Here is a 15492-nt window from a genome sequence, read left to right on the forward strand (position 1 = left end):
GCCCGCCGTCGCCGGACCTGCACCGGCGCCCGGCACGGCAACCTGACGCGCCGTGAAACACCCCGTGGCGCAGGGCCGTCGGCAGGGAGACGCACGTGGCCAGGCGGACGGCCGCGCACTCCTGTGCCTGGCCGCAGAGCGTACGTCGACTCAGCCAGGACGATGACGGCGTCGACCGCAGAGGCCGTACGCAGCAACCCCGCTCACCGGCAGCCCGCGGGGCGGCCGGCACCCCGCGCCCGGCGAAACCGCCGCGGCCGGTCGCTTTGCGGACGGTGCGGCCGTCGAGCACCCAGGAGACAGAAACGGACAAGACGGGTGCACGTTCTGGCGTTCCTTACGAAACGCGGACGGTCGGCGTCCGCGGGGCGAGGGCCGTGGTCACTGTCAGTGGTCGGTGACAGACTCGGATCCATGAGCAGCGCAACCGTGCCCGAGCCGCCGGCGCCCGCCCCGGCGCGCCGGCGGATCCTGGTGGTGGATGACGATCCGACCGTCGCCGAGGTCGTCGCGGGCTATCTGGACCGGGCGGGATTCGCCGTGGACCGGGCCGCGGACGGCCCGTCGGCGGTGACCCGGGCCGCGCTGGCGCGTCCCGACCTGGTGGTGCTCGACCTCATGCTGCCCGGCATGGACGGGCTGGAGGTGTGCCGGCGGATACGGCAGGACGGCCCGGTGCCGGTGGTGATGCTCACCGCGCGTGGCGACGAGGACGACCGGATCCTCGGCCTGGAGGTCGGCGCGGACGACTACGTCACCAAGCCGTTCAGCCCGCGTGAGCTCGTGCTGCGCGTGGAGTCGGTGCTGCGCCGGGCCGGTGGCAGCACGGCACCCGGCCCCTGGCTGCGCTCGGGCGGCCTGGCCCTCGACCCCGCGGCCCGCCGCGCGCTGCGGGACGGCCGCGAGCTGCCGCTGACGATCAGGGAGTTCGACCTGCTGGCGTTCTTCCTCCAGCATCCGGGACGCGTCATGGGCCGCGAGGAGCTGATGCGCCGGGTGTGGGGCTGGGAGTTCGGCGACCTGTCCACAGTGACGGTCCATGTGCGGCGGCTGCGGGAGAAGATCGAGGAGGACCCGGCCCGGCCCCGGCTCATCAGCACGGTGTGGGGCGTCGGCTACCGCTTCGACCCGCTCGACGCGCCGGCGACCGAGCCCGCGGAGGCGGCCGGCTCCTCGCCGGGAGCCGGGCAGCCCCCGGGGCCGGGGCACGCTCCCGGTGCGGGGCAGCCCCCGGTCTCCGGACGCCGGCCCGCTCCCCCGCCGCTGCCCGGCGCCGGGACGCAGGCCGCCGGGCGGCGGTCGGACGGCGGACGGCCGGTGGAGGGGGGCGGGGACCGTGCATGATCTGCTGGTCATCGCCGCCTATGCCGCGCTCGGCGCGGCCGCCGCCGGGCTGCTGGGCGCGGTGGTCCTGCGCCTGCTGCGGCACCGCTCGCTCGCGCTCTCGCTGGCCGTCGTCGCGGCGGTCACGGTGGCGGCGATGCTCGCGGGCACCCTGTCGGTGGCGTGGGCGATGTTCCTGTCCGAGCACGACCTGGGCGTGGTCACCACGGTGTGCGCGATAGCGGCGGTGGTCTCGCTGGGCGTGACCTTCGTGCTGGGCCGGCGGGTCGTGGCGGGCAGCCGGGCGCTGACCGCGGCCACGCGGGCGTTCGGCGACGGCGACGCCTTCGCCGCACCGGACGGCGCGCCGACCGCGGAACTCGCCGAGCTGGGACGGGAGCTGGAGGCCACGAGCGCCAGGCTCGCCGCGTCGCGGGAACGGGAGCGGGCGCTGGAGGCGTCCCGGCGGGAGCTGGTGGCCTGGATCTCGCACGACCTGCGGACCCCGCTGGCCGGGCTGCGGGCGATGACCGAGGCGCTGGAGGACGGCATAGCCGACGACCCGGCGCGCTACCACCGGCAGATCCGTGCCGAGGTGGACCGGCTGAGCGCCATGGTCGGGGACCTGTTCGAACTGTCCAGGATCCAGGCGGGTGTACTCGCGCTGTCGCCGACCCGGATGTCGGTCTACGACCTGGTGGGCGACGCGATGGCCGGGGCGAACCCGCTCGCCGCCGAGCACGGCGTGCGCCTGGTCGGCGACGGGGTGGACCAGGTGCCGGTGGAGGTGGACGGCCGGGAGATGACGCGGGTGCTGGCGAACCTGCTCGCCAACGCGATCCACCGCACCCCGGCGGACGGGACGGTCGCGGTCTCGGCGCGGCGGGACGACGCGTCGGGTTCGGTGGTGCTGTCGGTCTCGGACGGCTGCGGCGGCATCCCGCCGGACGACCTGCCGCGGGTCTTCGACACGGGCTGGCGCGGTACGGGTGCCCGCACCCCTCCTGCGGGCGCCGGCCTCGGCCTGGCCATCGTCCGCGGCATCGTGGAGGCCCACCACGGCCGGGCCGCGGTGCAGAACATCCCCGGCGGCTGCCGTTTCGACGTGGTCCTGCCGGTGGCGGCGCTCCCGCAGGCATAGCGGCGGCGCTACGCGGCGGGAAGGGGTGGCGCCGCTCGAAGCGGCGGTGCGGCGGGTGCGTCCGGTGCCTGCCGAAAGGGGCGTCGGCGGGGGCGGCGGGGCGGCGGGCTGAGGTGATCCGGCCGGTCGCAGCCGCGCTCGGGCACCCGGGACGCCGACTCCGCCCCGATGCGCCGCGTGCACCCGGGCCGCCCACGTCCGAACGGATGCCCCGGCCAGGGAACGCCCGGGCGAGGCGGTCGTCCCGGGCCGGCCGCTGGGCCGGCCCGGGTCGGTCAGACCAGCGCCGGCACGTCCAGCGTGAGCGTCCGCGCGTCCGCGTCGAGCACGGCCGGCACGCCCAGCGGGACGGTGAGCGTGGACGGGCAGTGGCCGAAGCCGAACTCCTCGACGATCGGCACGCCGAGCCCGCCCAGGAGGTCCGCGAACAGCGCACGCACGTCCTCGTACGGATCGCAGTCCTGCCACGAGCCGAGGACGACGCCGGCGACGCCGTCCAGCCAGCCGGCGCGCAGGAGCTGGGTGACGATCCGGTCGAGCCGGTACGTCTCCTCCCCCACGTCCTCGAGGATCAGGATGCCGCCGGCCGCCGAGGGGCGGGCGTGCGGCGTGCCCAGGTCCGAGGCGAGCAGGCTGACGCACCCGCCGAGGGTCACCCCCGACGCCGTGCCGGGCACCAGGGTGGCGGCGGACGCGGAGGTGAGCTGCCGGGTGTCCTCGGGCGTGAACAGGGTGCGCCTGAGGTGCTCCTGGGTCGGGCCGTCCTGGAGGAAGGTCTCCGCCGCGGCCATCGGGCCGTGCACGGTGGCCATCCGCAGCCGGGTGGCGAACGCCTCGTGCAGCGCGGTGATGTCGCTGTACCCGATGAACGCCTTCGGCCCCGCCGCGCGCATGGCCTCCCAGTCGACCAGGTCGACCATGCGCTGCACCCCGTAGCCGCCGCGTGCGCACAGCACCGCGGCTATGGAGGGGTCGCACCACAGGTCCCGCAGGTCCTGCGCGCGGTCGTGGTCGGCGCCCGCGAGGTACCCCGAGGGGTGCTTGTCGAGCACGTGCGGGGCCACGACCGGCTCCAGGCCCCAGCCGCGGACGATGTCCAGGCCCGCCTCCAGCCGTTCGCCGGGCACGGGACCGCTGGGTGCGACGATCCCGATCCGGTCGCCGGCCCGCAGGCGGCGCGGGCGGGTCAGCGCGGGTACCGGCGGCCGGGCCGCGCGGCCCGCAGCGGTGGACTCGCTCACGTGGTCAGCTCCAGCTTCGGCACACCGGCCGGGGTGAACCCGAACACCTGCCCGTACAGGGACAGTTCGGCCTCCAGGCTGGTGACCATGGTGTCCAGCCGGCGGAAGCCGTGGCTCTCGCCCTCGAACGTCAGGTAGGCGTGCGGGATGCCGCGCCCGGCGACCGCCTCCAGGAACCGGTCGCACTGCACGGGCGGGCAGATCACGTCGTCCAGCCCCTGGAGCAGCAGGAACGGCACGGTGATGCGGTCGCCGTGGTGGACCGGCGAGCGGTCGTGGTAGCGCTCGGGCACCTTGTCCAGCGGCCCGACGAGCGTCTCCAGGTAGCGGGACTCGAAGTCGTGCGTCTCGCCGCCGGCCGGAGACCAGCCGTAGAGGTCCAGGATCGGGTAGATGACGGTGCCGCAGGCGTAGGTGCTGGTGGAGGTGAGCGCCGCGGCGCTGGTCCAGCCGCCGGCGCTGCCGCCGCGGATGGCGAGCCGCTCGGGGTCGGCGGCTCCCTCGGCGACCAGGCCCTCGGCGACCGCCGCGCAGTCCTCGACGTCCACCACGCCCCACTGCTCGCGCAGCCGGTTGCGGTACGCGCGGCCGTAGCCGGTGGAGCCGCCGTAGTTGACCTCGGCGACGCCGATGCCGCGCGAGGTGAAGTAGGCGATCTCCAGGTCGAGCACCATCCCGGCGCGGCTGGTGGGCCCGCCGTGCACCCACACCACGTAGGGGGCGGGGCCCTCGCCGGTCACCGCGGGGTTCGCGGGCGGGTAGACGTGGGCGTGCACGTCGCGTCCGCCCGGGCCGGTGAACACCCGGTGCGTGGCGTCGGGCAGGTAGGCGGGGTCGACGGTGTCGTGGTGGGCGTTGCCCAGCACCCGGGCGCGGCCGGTGAGCGCGTCGAGTTCGACGATCTCGGAGGAGGTGCGGGCGCTGGCCGCGACCCCGATGACCCGGCTGCCGGCGGCGGCCAGGGTGGGGTTCCACTCGGTCCACGGCCCGGCCGCGTCGGCGACCTCGCCCGTGGCGGGGTCGAGCAGCCCCAGCCGGAGCGCGCCGACGCCGTGCAGGACGGCGATCAGGCCGTTGTCCAGCGGCCGGAACCAGCAGTGGCCCAGCTTCCAGAGCGCGTTGCCGAACTCCTCGTCGCGCGGGCACAGGTTGACGGCCTCGCCGCCGGCGGGGTCGACGCGGTGCAGGTTCCACCAGCCGGTGCGGTCGGTGAGGGCGAGCAGAGTGCCGTCGGGCGCCCAGTCGGCCTGGGTGACGGACTCGTCGGGGCCACCGATCACGGTGCGCGCGGGGCCGAAGCCGCCGGCCGGTGAGACGTCGGCGACCCGCAGCTCGGTGCCGTCCCACGGCATCTGCGGGTGGTCCCAGGCGATCCAGGCGGCACGGGTGCCGTCGGGCGAGAGCCTGGGGCCGGTGACGAACCGGTGGGTCTCGGCGGCCAGTTCGCGGACCGCGGCCCGGTCGTCGGCGGCGGAGCCGTCGAGCGGTACGGCGGCGGGCACGCGGCGGCAGTCGCTCGGACCCTCGCCGGTGAACTCCTCCAGCACGGCCCAGACCTCGCCGCGTCCGGGCTGCACCTCCAGGTCGGCCCAGCGCAGCCCGCCGCCGACCGGCGAGACGGGGGTCAGCGGGCGCGGCGGCTCCGCGGGGGCGTCCGGGCGGAAGGTGTACAGCCGCTGGTCCGGGTGGTGGACGAAGACGATCAGCGGGCTGCCGTCGACGATCGCGCCGGCCCACGGGGTGCCGCCGTACTCGATGACACGGCTGCGCACGTTCCACGGCGCGGGCAGCGGGCACTCCTCGGTGCCGTCGGGCAGGCGCCGGATCAGGGCGCGGCGCCCGGCCTCGGCGGGCCGCGGGGCGGTCCACCACACCTCGTCGCCGACCACGCCGACGTACTCCGGGCTGCCGTCGTGGGCGGCCGCGGTGGCAGCGTCGATCGGGGAGGGCCAGGTGCCGTACGGGGCGGGCGGCAGCCCGGTGGCGGTCATCGGCTCTCCTCGCCGGCCGGGGCGGACGCGCCGCTCAGGAAGCGGTCCAGCACGCGGACGCCGAAGTGCAGCGCGTCGACGGGCACCCGCTCGTCCACGCCGTGGAACAGCGCCAGGTAGTCGTAGCCGGGCGGCAGCTTCAGCGGGGAGAAGCCGTAGCCGGTGATGCCCAGCCGGGAGAACTGCTTGGCGTCGGTGCCGCCGGACATGCAGTAGGGCACCACGTGCCCCTCCGGGTCGAAGTGCTCCAGCGCCTCGCGCATCGCGGCGTAGGTGGGCGAGTCCACCGGTGCCTGCAGCGGGACCTCGCGGTGGTGGTACTCCCACGTCACATGCGGGCCGGTCAGCTCGTCGAGGGTGGTGGTGAACTCCTCCTGGCCGCCGGGCAGGATCCGCCCGTCGACGAAGGCGGTGGCGGCGCCCGGGACGACGTTCACCTTGTAGCCGGCGTCCAGCATGGTGGGGTTGGCGCTGTTGCGGACGGTCGACTTCACCAGCGTCGCGGACGGGCCGAGCTTGGCGAGCAGGGCGTCCACGTCGTCCAGGTCGGGCTCCACGCCGTGCAGTTCGGCGAGCGCGAGCAGCTGGGCGCGCACCGTGTCCGTGATCCGCACCGGCCACTGGTGCTCGCCGATGCGCGCGATCGCCGCGGCGAGGTGGGTGACGGCGTTGTCGCGGTTGACCTTGGAGCCGTGGCCCGCGGTGCCCTTGGCGCTGAGCTTGAGCCAGGCGGTGCCGCGCTCGCCCGCGGCGACCGGGTAGATCCGCATCGAGTCGCTCGCGTGGAACGTGAACGCGCCGGACTCGCTGATGCCCTCGGTGCAGCCCTCGAACAGGTCGGCGTGCTCGGCGACGAGGTAGCCGGAGCCGTAGGAGGCGCTGTCCTCCTCGTCGGCGGTGAAGGCCAGCACGATGTCGCGCGGCGGGCGCTGCCCGCTGCGGGCCCAGGCGCGGACGGTGGCGAGCACCATCGCGTCCATGTTCTTCATGTCGACGGCGCCGCGGCCCCAGACCACGCCGTCCCGGATCTCGCCGGCGAACGGGTGCACGCTCCAGTCGGCGGGCTCGGCGGGCACCACGTCCAGGTGGCCGTGGACCAGCAGGGCGGGGGCGGTCGGGTCGGTGCCGGGGATGCGGGCGACGACGTTCGCGCGGCCGGGCGCGGACTCCAGGATGCGCGGGGTGATCCCGGCGTCGGAGAGCTGCTCGGCGACGTACTCGGCGGCGGGCCGCTCGTTGCCGTCGCCGCCGCCACGGTTGGTGGTGTCAATCCGGATCAGCTCGGAGGTGAAGCGCACCACCTCGTCGAGCGCCTGCTGGTCGACGGCGTCGGGGCGGCCGTGGGCCGCGGCGACGGTCTGCTGCTCAGCCATACTGCTCCTCCACGGCCTGCGAGACGAGGGTGGTGACGGCCTTGAAGGCACGGATGGCCTCGTACATGGTGGGCAGCGTGTAGGACACGCGCCGCTCGCCGGTGTGCTGCACGCCCGGCACGACGGTCGCCGCACCGGCCAGGTGCACGGCGTCGAACTCCAGCTCCACGGTGAACGGTCCGGCCTGCGCGGGCTCCTGGCGGACCGCGAGGGACGCGGCCTCCTTGGCGGCGGCGCGGATGTCCGCGGCGGTGCGCGCCGGCGGGCGGCACACGGCGGCGTACCGGGACACGTAGTCCTTGACGGCGACGGTGCGCGCCCGCGGGGCGTAGCCGTGGGCGTCGAGGCCGGTGCGGTCGTCACCGGTGACCAGGACCACGGGCACGCCGTACTCGGCGACCACCAGGGCGTTGAGCCGGCCTTCGCTGGCCTGCTCGCCGTTCACCCACACGCCAGTGATGGAGTTGGCGAGGTAGGTGTGGGCGAGGACGCCCTCGGTGCCGGCGCCGGTGTGGTAGCCGACGAAGGCGATGCCGTCGACGTCGCCGTGCTGGACGCCCTCGACCATGGAGAGGTCCTTGTGGCGGCCGGTGAGCATCTCGGCGCGCTCGTCGAGCTTCTCGAGGAGCAGGTTGCGCATGGTCCAGTGCGCCTCGTTGATCAGCACCTCGTCGGCGCCGCCGTCGAAGAAGCCGGCCACGGCGGCGTTGACATCGGAGGTGAACAGGTGGCGGCAGCGCTGCCACTGCTCGCTGCCGGGCAGCACGTCGGCCGGCCAGGTCACACCGGTCGCGCCTTCCATGTCCGCGGAGATGAGGATCTTCATGCGCGTCACGTTACGCGGCCGCGGCGGGCCCCGGCCAGAGCCCTCCGCGACCTGTGGACAACTTCACTGGTCTACACCTCTAGCGGTCAGCCCTCACGCCCCGCGACCAGCCATTTCGACGGAACCTCGATCCTCTCGCCCTCGGCTGTGAACTCGGTCGTCAGCAGCGGCTGTTCACCCTCGGCGAGCACCGCGAGACCCGCCTCGTGGACGTAGCCGGGCACCGCCGCGTCGGCCACCTCACCGGGTGCGATGCCGTGCGCGAAGATCGCGCGGACTTTCAGCGGCGGCCCCTGCGGCCCGCCGGCGAGGCCCATCAGCACCCCCTTGGCGGCCTCGGCCAGCTCGACCGCGAAGACCGGTCCGTGGGTGTCGGGCTCCTTCCCGTGGCGTCCGCCTGCCGCGGCCGCCGGACGCCACGGGAAGGAGCCCGACCGGCACAAGATCTGCGGTGCCGCCACCACGGTACGACCGCCCGGGGTGCCGGGTCAGGCGTTGGGCAAAACCGGGCGCACGCCCGCGCACGAGCAACCAAGCCGGTCGTGCTAGCGTCCAAACACCTGTGTTCGTAGTGCGTCCCGGCCGCTCCGCGGAAGCGCTCCGACTCCCCGCCCGCCGGGCCCCGGCCGGGACGACTCCGCACCCGCTACCGGAAGAGGCCACGTGACCACCTGGCAGCCTGCGCGCACGGGCGCCGTCCGCGGACCCCGATCGGTGCTGCGGTGGGTGGACCCGAGACACCCGCTGATCCTGGCGACCGCGGCGGCCGCGGTGCTCCACCTGCTGTGGGCGCTGTTCCTCGCCAAGGACTCCGGTGACATGGCGGCGCAGTACGCCTGGACGAACTTCATACGGGCGCACCCCTCGGCCTCGTACAACTTCTCCTGGTACGGCGGGATGCACCCGGCGTCGTACAGCATCCTGTCGCCGTACATCATGGCGTGGGCGGGGGTGCGGACGACCGCGGTGATCGCCGGCACGCTGTCGGCGACGCTGGCCACGGCCCTGCTGCTGCGCTCCCGGATCGACCGCCCGGCCCTGCCCATCGCCTGGACGGTGTTCGCTCTTTGGTGTGATGTCGTCTCCGGCCGGGTGACGTTCGCGCTGGGGATGATGTTCGCCCTGGTGTCCACGGTGCTGCTGTTCCCCGCGGAGCGGGCGATCAAGGGCCGGACCAAGCGGATGCTGGTCGCCACGGCGATGGGGGCGCTGGCGACCATGTGCAGCCCGGTCGCGGGGCTGTTCCTGCTCGTGGTCGCGGCCTCGATGTTCCTCACCGGCCGCCGCACCGAGGCGTACGTGCTGGCCGCGGCACCGCCGCTGGTGGTCGGGGCGACCTCGCTGCTGTTCCCCTTCTACGGGGTGCAGCCGTTCAACTGGTACTTCGCGATCATCCCGTTCGCCATCTCGGTGGTGACCGCGCTGGTGGTCCCGCGCAAGTGGCGCTCGCTGTACCTGGGTGCGTGGGTGTACGCGCTGGGCGTGGCCCTGACCTATGTGATCCCGTCACCCATCGGGAGCAACGTCGAGCGGCTGGCCCTGCTCTTCGGCGGGACGGTCGTGCTGATCATAGCGATGGCGAGCACCTGGGGGCCGCGCCGGACGGTGCTGCTGTGGCTGGCGTTCGCCGGGGTGGCCACCTGGCAGATCACCAAGCCGATCGTGGACCAGGTCGAGACGTCCGCGGTGTCGTCCACCATCAAGAACGCCGGCCCGCTGATCACCGAGCTGCGGCACGTCAAGGCCGACCGCGGCCGGGTGGAGGTCGTCCCGCTGCGCTCCCACTGGGAGGCGTCCGGGCTGTCCCCGTACGTGAACCTGGCCCGCGGCTGGAACCGGCAGGCCGACGTGGAGCGCAACCCGCTGTTCTACGACGGCACGCTCACCCCGGACAGCTACCGCGACTGGCTGCGCCGCTGGAGCGTGAACTACGTGGTGCTGCCGTCGGACGAGCCGGACGGCGCGGCCGTCGCCGAGGCGAAGATCGTCGCGGCGGGCAACCCGTGGCTGCACCCGGTGTGGAGCGACGCGCACTGGAAGCTGTACGAGGTCAGCGGCGCCGAGCCGCTCGCCGACCCGCCCGCGGTGGTGAACGAGGCCGGGCCCGCGGAGCTGACGGTGACGATGCCGCACGCCGGCTCGGTGGTGCTGCGCATCCCGTGGTCCCCGGTGCTGGGCATCGAGGGCGCCAAGGACAACCGGCACGGCTGCCTGACGCCCGACGGCGACTGGACCCGGCTGTACGCGCCGGCCGCCGGCACCTACCGGATCGGCGGCTCGTACGCGCTGATCCGCGGCACCCAGTGCGCCAAGGACACGACGCAGGGCGCGGGAGCCCCCGCCCCCGCGGCGCCGATCGGCGCCGGCGGCTGATCCGGACGGCGCCCGCCGGGCTCCGGAGCTCCGGGTCCCGGCGGGCGCCGCGCGTCAGTCCGCGTGGCCGAGCTGCAGATCGCGCTCGGTGCGGCCGCCGCCGGCGACCTGGAGGACGGTGGCCACCGGCGGGTAGCCCGCGGCGATGACGGTGTACTCGCCGGCCGCCAGGTCCACGAAGCGGAAGTGGCCGTCGGCGCCGGTGGTCACGGAGTCCACGACGTTGCCCGCCGCGTCCAGCAGCGTGACGCGGGCGTCCTCCACCAGGCGTCCGCCGGGCGCCCGCACAGTGCCGCGCAGCACCGCGCCGCCGGCGAGTTCGACGTCCTGGCGGGTCTCGCGGGACGCCTGCACGCTGACCGGCAGGGCGGCCGGCCGGAAGGCCGGTGCGCTCGCCGCCAGGGTGTACTCGCCCGCGACGAGTTCGGTCAGCACGTACAGGCCCTCGCGGCCGCTGCGGGCGCTGGCCACCACGTCGCCGCGCACGTCGGTGAGGGTGACCACGGCGTCCCTGACCGGGGTGCCGTCGGCGGTGTGCACCGCTCCGGCGAGGCGGCCCGCGCCGCCGAGCACCACGTCGAGTTCCACCGGGTGTTCGGCGACCGTGACGCTGACCGCCTGCGGCTGGTGGCCGCCCGCGGCGGCGATCAGCACGTAGCTGCCGTGGCCCGGGGTGCTGAGCGCGTACCTGCCGTCCTCGCCGGTGGCGCCGCGGCCCACCTGGAGCCCGGCGCCGTCGATCAGGGTGAGGGCGGCGCGCCCGACGCTCGTGCCGTCGGAGTGCAGGACGCTGCCGCACACCGGGACGCCCCCGCCGAGGTTGCGGCGGGCGCCGGGCAGGCCCGGATCGGACCTGCCGTGCGGGTCGGCGACGGGGGTGCCGTTGGCGGGCGTGTGCGCCGGGTCGTACACGCCGTCGTAGGCGGGTTCGTGGGCCGCGGGGGCGGCCGTGCCGTGCTGGGTCACCAGAGGTTTCTCCTTGAGCAGGAAGGCGAAGAGGAAGCCGAGGACGAGGACCGGCACCAGGTACAGGAAGATCCGCGGCATGGCCTGGGCGTAGGCGTGGATGTAGCCGTCGCGTACCGCCGCGGGCAGGGTGCGGACCAGCTGCGGGGTGACCGACTGGGGGTCGGGCAGGTGCGCGCCGTGCGGGAGTTCGACGGCCAGGCTCTTGGTGAGCCGGTCGGCGAACAGGGTGCCGAAGATGGCGGCTCCGACCGAGCCGCCGATCTGCCGGAAGTAGTTGTTGGCACTGGTCGCGGAGCCGATGTCGGCGGGCCGGACCGAGTTCTGGACGGCGAGGACCAGCACCGGAAGGATCATGCCGATGCCCAGGCCCAGCACGGCCATGTAGCAGCTGTACTCCACCTGCGGGGTGTTCTCGTCCATCAGCGACAGCAGGTACATGCCGACCGAGGACAGGGCGCCGCCGAGCACCGGGAAGACCTTGTAGCGGCCGGTGCGGCTGATCAGCTGGCCGCTGGCGATCGAGGCCACGACCACGCCGAGCATCATCGGCAGCATCAGCAGCCCGGAGCCGGTGGCGCTGGCGCCGTCGACCATCTGCAGGAACGTCGGCAGGTAGCTGGCCGCGCCGAACAGGGCGACGCCCACGACCCCGCCGACGACGGCCGTGACGTTGAAGACGCCGTCGCGGAACAGCCGCAGGGGGATGACCGGTTCGGGGGCGAACCGCTCGACGACGACGAAGAGCACCCCGCAGACCAGGGCGCCGGCCCCGAGCCCCAGGATCTCCTTGGAGCGCCAGCCGTAGGTGGAGCCGCCCCAGGTGGTGAGCAGGACCAGGCAGGTGGAGCCGACCGCCAGCAGCAGGGCGCCGAGCACGTCGAGCCGGGGCCTGGCCCGCGGCTTGGGCAGCTTGAGGACGAGCGTGATCACGACGAGGGTGACCAGGCCGAAGGGGATGTTGATGGAGAAGCACCAGCGCCAGGAGGCGTGGTCGGTGAAGAAGCCGCCGAGCAGCGGCCCGGCGACCGAGGCCAGGCCGAAGGCGGCGCCGATCAGGCCCATGTAGCGGCCGCGCTGGCGGGGCGGCACGATGTCGGCCATGATCGCCTGCACGCCGATCATCAGCCCGCCGCCGCCGATGCCCTGGATGGCGCGGAAGGCGATCAGCTCGTCCATGGTGCGCGACCACGCCGCCAGGGCCGAGCCGACCACGAAGGTCAGGATCGCGAACTGGAAGACGCCCTTGCGGCCGAAGAGGTCGCCGAGCTTGCCGTAGATCGGCAGTCCGATCGTGGAGGCCAGCAGGTAGGCGGTGACCACCCAGGACATCTTGTCCAGGCCGTGCAGCTCGCCGACGATCTTCGGCAGCGCGGTCGCCACGATCATCTGGTCCAGGGCGGCCAGCAGCAGGGCGAGCATCAGGCCGACGAACACCAGCCGCACGCGCCGCGGGTCCAGCACGGTCGCGCCCGGCCCGGCGGCCGCGGGGACCGCCGCGTGCGGGCCGTCCGGATCCTGGCTCCCGGCTCCCGCGCCGGGAGCCCCCGGGTCGGCCGCGCCCGGTCCCGCGCCGCCCGGGGCCGCGGTCCCGGGACCCGCGGCGCCCGGCGCCCCCGGTCCCGGTCCCGGTCCCGGTCCGCCGGGTCGATCCCCCTCCCCTGGGCCCGCTTCCGCGCGCTCGATCAGCGTCCCGCCACTCACTGCCGCTCCCCTCGCCACTCCTGCTCCGCCACCGTTACCCGCATGAGGCGACAACGACGGACGAGCGCGGCGATTCTCAGGAAGTAGGCGGAACCACCCTTATCAGTGAAGGATCACGAAACCAATCGGGTGACCGGGCGTGCGCGGGCCCGACGGGGTCACTTCTCGACGTCGGCCGCGAGCGCGGCCAGCACCTCGTCGTAGATGCGGCCCAGGCCCTTGGGGGCGAAGGTGCGCTCGAAGAAGCCGCCGACGCCGGTGGCGCCCTGCCAGGCGGTGGTGACGACGACCTTGCTGCGGCCGGTGCCGGCCGGGGTGACGGTCCAGGTCGTGATCATCGAGGAGTTGCGGTCCGTCTCCACGAGCCGGCCCGGCGTCGGCGCGGTGACGTCGAAGAGGCAGTCCCTGACCCGCTTGCTGGTCGCCTGGAGCTTCCAGTGCACGACGGTGCCCGCCCCCTGGCCGCCCTCCCTGACCTCGTACTCGCTGAACTGCTCGGGAAGCACCCGGCCGCGGGTGCCGGTGTAGTCGGCGAGCGCGTCGTACACCCGCTCCGGCTCCGCCGCGACGATCCGCTCCGTGGTGGCCTCGACCAGCGCCATGACTTCTCCTCGGTTGTGTTCCGAACGCGTTCTTCACGCGACGCCCAAGCCAACCACACCCGCTTTTCGAATCTGTGTTCTATTGTGGACGGCGGGCAGGGAGCCCGGGGGCGGGACGACCGGAGGAGGGTGCCATGCGCTGGGACGGACTCAACCGCGATGACGCGGCGGGAGCGCTGTTCGGCACGGACGCCGTGACCAGCCGCACCTTCGACACGCCGGGCTTCCGCGGCATCACGTTCCACGAGATACGCGCCAGGACCATCCTCAACCGGGTGCCGGGCGCCTCGCGGATGCCCTTCGAGTGGACGGTGAACCCCTACCGCGGGTGCAGCCACGCGTGCGTCTACTGCTTCGCGCGCAGGACGCACAGCTATCTGGACCTGGACACCGGCCACGACTTCGACACGCAGATCGTGGTCAAGACCAACGCGGCCGAGCTGCTGCGCCGCGAGCTGGCCGCGCCGCGCTGGAAGGGCGAGCACGTCGCCATGGGCACCAATGTCGACTGCTACCAGCGGGCGGAGGGCCGCTACCGGTTGATGCCGGGCATCCTCCAGGCGCTGCGCGACCACGCCAACCCGTTCTCGATCCTCACCAAGGGCTCGCTGATCCTGCGCGACCTCGAACTGGTGCGGCAGGCCGCAAGCGTCACCGAAGTGTCCATCGCGCTGTCCGTCGGATTCACCGACGGCGAGCTGTGGCGCAGCGTCGAACCGGGCACGCCTTCCCCCGAGACGCGACTGGCGGTCTGCCGCACCCTCAGCGAGAACGGCATCACCCCCACGGTGCTGATGGCCCCCGTGCTGCCCTTCCTGAGCGACTCCCCGGAGCAGCTGCGGGCCACCGTCCGGGCGATCGCCGCGGCCGGCGCGGTCTCCATCACCCCGCTGGTGCTGCACCTGCGGCCCGGCGCGCGGGAGTGGTACATGGCCTGGCTGGGGCGCAACCACCCGCATCTGGTGCGGCGTTACGAGGCGCTGTACGCGGGCGGCGCCTATGCGCCGACCTGGTACCAGCGCCGGGTGACCCGCCAGGTGCACGAGTTCGCGGCCGAGTTCGGCTGCGGCCCCGGGCGGCGCGGGACCGCACGCCGGCTCGACCTGCCCCGGCAGGATGCGGGCCGGGCCGGGGAGCCGGGCAGCGCGCCCGAGCCGCCGGCGGCACCGCCGGAGGCGGAAAACACCCAGCTCACCTTGCTGTGACCTCTCTAGAGTCGGCACATGACACAGAGCGGGGTGCAGATCCGGGAGATCACCGAGGCCGACGTGCGGACGGTGGCGGACATCAGGGTGCGCGGCTGGCGCTGGGCGTACGCGGGGATCGTGCCGCAGCCGTACCTGGACGCGATGGATCCCGAGGAGGACGCGGAGCAGCGGCGGGAGTTCCTCGCCCGGTCGCGGGGCCGGGTGCAGAACCTGCTGGCGGTGGTGGACGGCGAACCGGTCGGCTGGGCGGCCTTCGGCCCGTACCGCGGTGAGCCGGACGACGCGGGCGACGGCGAGCTGTACGCGCTGTACGTGCTGCCCGAGCACGTCGGCACCGGCGTCGGCCGGGCGCTGACCTCCGCGGCGGTCCTGCGGACCGCCGAACTGGGCCGCGGCCGGCTGCTGCTGTGGGTGCTGGCCGACAACGCGCGGGCCCGCCGCTTCTACGCGGCCGCCGGCTTCGCCCCGGACGGCGCGGAGACATCGGACGACTACGACGGCGTCCCGCTGCGGGAGGTCCGGTACGTCCGCCGGGTGCCCTGACGTCGGCCGACGAGGGGACGGGGCGGGGGGACAGGATCGCGCTCATCTGGCGGTGGAGCACATCACATGCGCGAAGGGGTGGCGCTCAAGTTACCCGCGAGTTACTCTCAAGCCAGGTGACCGCAGCCTGGTGACGCAGCTACGGCCACCGCTTCACACCACGTCGGTTCGGCACATCGCGGCGAGGCCCCGGGACAGGGC

The 15492-nt window shown here is 74.2% G+C and carries 11 protein-coding genes and 1 pseudogene; 5 read left to right on the plus strand and 7 right to left on the minus strand.

Annotation, left to right across the window (positions count from 1 at the left end):
• The first annotated feature begins 414 nt into the window (after positions 1-414).
• A complete protein-coding gene (locus ACH4TG_RS18350; protein WP_398243351.1) occupies positions 415-1344 on the plus strand; it encodes a response regulator transcription factor in 930 nt (309 codons plus the stop codon).
• Positions 1337-2464 (plus strand): sensor histidine kinase, encoded by a 1128-nt coding sequence (locus tag ACH4TG_RS18355; protein ID WP_398243352.1) that lies wholly within the window; start codon positions 1337-1339, stop codon positions 2462-2464. The genes ACH4TG_RS18350 and ACH4TG_RS18355 overlap by 8 nt, the downstream gene beginning before the upstream one ends.
• A 275-nt stretch (positions 2465-2739) precedes the next feature.
• Here ACH4TG_RS18355 and ACH4TG_RS18360 read toward each other — a convergent pair whose 3' ends face one another.
• From ACH4TG_RS18360 to ACH4TG_RS18380, 5 genes and pseudogenes are all read right to left on the minus strand, one after another.
• Positions 2740-3705: an LD-carboxypeptidase gene (locus ACH4TG_RS18360; protein WP_398243353.1), complete on the minus strand. Its 966-nt coding sequence runs from the start codon at positions 3703-3705 to the stop codon at positions 2740-2742.
• Positions 3702-5696: an LpqB family beta-propeller domain-containing protein gene (locus tag ACH4TG_RS18365; RefSeq protein ID WP_398243354.1), complete on the minus strand. Its 1995-nt coding sequence runs from the start codon at positions 5694-5696 to the stop codon at positions 3702-3704. Before ACH4TG_RS18365 ends, ACH4TG_RS18360 begins: the two co-directional genes overlap by 4 nt.
• Entirely contained in the window at positions 5693-7069 is a 1377-nt protein-coding gene (locus tag ACH4TG_RS18370; RefSeq protein ID WP_398243355.1) for a M20/M25/M40 family metallo-hydrolase, read from the minus strand. The genes ACH4TG_RS18365 and ACH4TG_RS18370 overlap by 4 nt, the downstream gene beginning before the upstream one ends.
• Positions 7062-7895, minus strand: a complete 834-nt coding sequence (locus tag ACH4TG_RS18375) for a M55 family metallopeptidase (protein ID WP_398243356.1) — start codon at positions 7893-7895, stop codon at positions 7062-7064. The genes ACH4TG_RS18370 and ACH4TG_RS18375 overlap by 8 nt, the downstream gene beginning before the upstream one ends.
• 86 nt (positions 7896-7981) lie before the next feature.
• Positions 7982-8260: pseudogene (locus ACH4TG_RS18380) on the minus strand (SAM-dependent methyltransferase); the annotation flags it as partial.
• A gap of 298 nt (positions 8261-8558) precedes the next feature.
• Here ACH4TG_RS18380 and ACH4TG_RS18385 point away from each other — a divergent pair.
• Positions 8559-10268, plus strand: a complete 1710-nt coding sequence (locus ACH4TG_RS18385) for an MFS transporter (RefSeq protein ID WP_398243357.1) — start codon at positions 8559-8561, stop codon at positions 10266-10268.
• A 54-nt stretch (positions 10269-10322) separates the two neighbouring features.
• On the opposite strand, the gene ACH4TG_RS18390 is transcribed toward ACH4TG_RS18385, so the two are convergent.
• Positions 10323-12938 (minus strand): MFS transporter, encoded by a 2616-nt coding sequence (locus ACH4TG_RS18390; RefSeq protein WP_398243358.1) that lies wholly within the window; start codon positions 12936-12938, stop codon positions 10323-10325.
• Positions 12939-13096: 158 nt separating this feature from the next.
• Complete coding sequence (locus ACH4TG_RS18395; RefSeq protein ID WP_398243359.1) at positions 13097-13540, minus strand: SRPBCC family protein; 444 nt, start codon at positions 13538-13540, stop codon at positions 13097-13099.
• 134 nt (positions 13541-13674) lie between these two features.
• Here ACH4TG_RS18395 and ACH4TG_RS18400 point away from each other — a divergent pair, with 134 nt between their 5' ends.
• Both ACH4TG_RS18400 and ACH4TG_RS18405 read left to right on the plus strand, forming a co-directional pair.
• Positions 13675-14745 (plus strand): Rv2578c family radical SAM protein, encoded by a 1071-nt coding sequence (locus ACH4TG_RS18400; RefSeq protein WP_398243361.1) that lies wholly within the window; start codon positions 13675-13677, stop codon positions 14743-14745.
• Between the two features lie 18 nt (positions 14746-14763).
• On the plus strand, positions 14764-15291 hold the full coding sequence (locus ACH4TG_RS18405; RefSeq protein WP_398243362.1) for a GNAT family N-acetyltransferase: 528 nt from the start codon (positions 14764-14766) through the stop codon (positions 15289-15291).
• The last annotated feature ends 201 nt before the right edge of the window (positions 15292-15492 follow it).

Origin of the sequence: Streptomyces sp. NPDC020917, assembly GCF_044333795.1 — a bacterium.
GTDB lineage: Bacteria > Actinomycetota > Actinomycetes > Streptomycetales > Streptomycetaceae > Actinacidiphila.

Coding starts and splice junctions, on each gene's coding strand:
- ACH4TG_RS18350 (WP_398243351.1), top strand. CDS start 415: ATGAGCAGCGCAACCGTGCCCGAGCCGCCGGCGCCCGCCCCGGCGCGC.
- ACH4TG_RS18365 (WP_398243354.1), bottom strand. CDS start 5,696: ATGACCGCCACCGGGCTGCCGCCCGCCCCGTACGGCACCTGGCCCTCC.
- ACH4TG_RS18370 (WP_398243355.1), bottom strand. CDS start 7,069: ATGGCTGAGCAGCAGACCGTCGCCGCGGCCCACGGCCGCCCCGACGCC.
- ACH4TG_RS18375 (WP_398243356.1), bottom strand. CDS start 7,895: ATGAAGATCCTCATCTCCGCGGACATGGAAGGCGCGACCGGTGTGACC.
- ACH4TG_RS18395 (WP_398243359.1), bottom strand. CDS start 13,540: ATGGCGCTGGTCGAGGCCACCACGGAGCGGATCGTCGCGGCGGAGCCG.
- ACH4TG_RS18400 (WP_398243361.1), top strand. CDS start 13,675: ATGCGCTGGGACGGACTCAACCGCGATGACGCGGCGGGAGCGCTGTTC.
- ACH4TG_RS18405 (WP_398243362.1), top strand. CDS start 14,764: ATGACACAGAGCGGGGTGCAGATCCGGGAGATCACCGAGGCCGACGTG.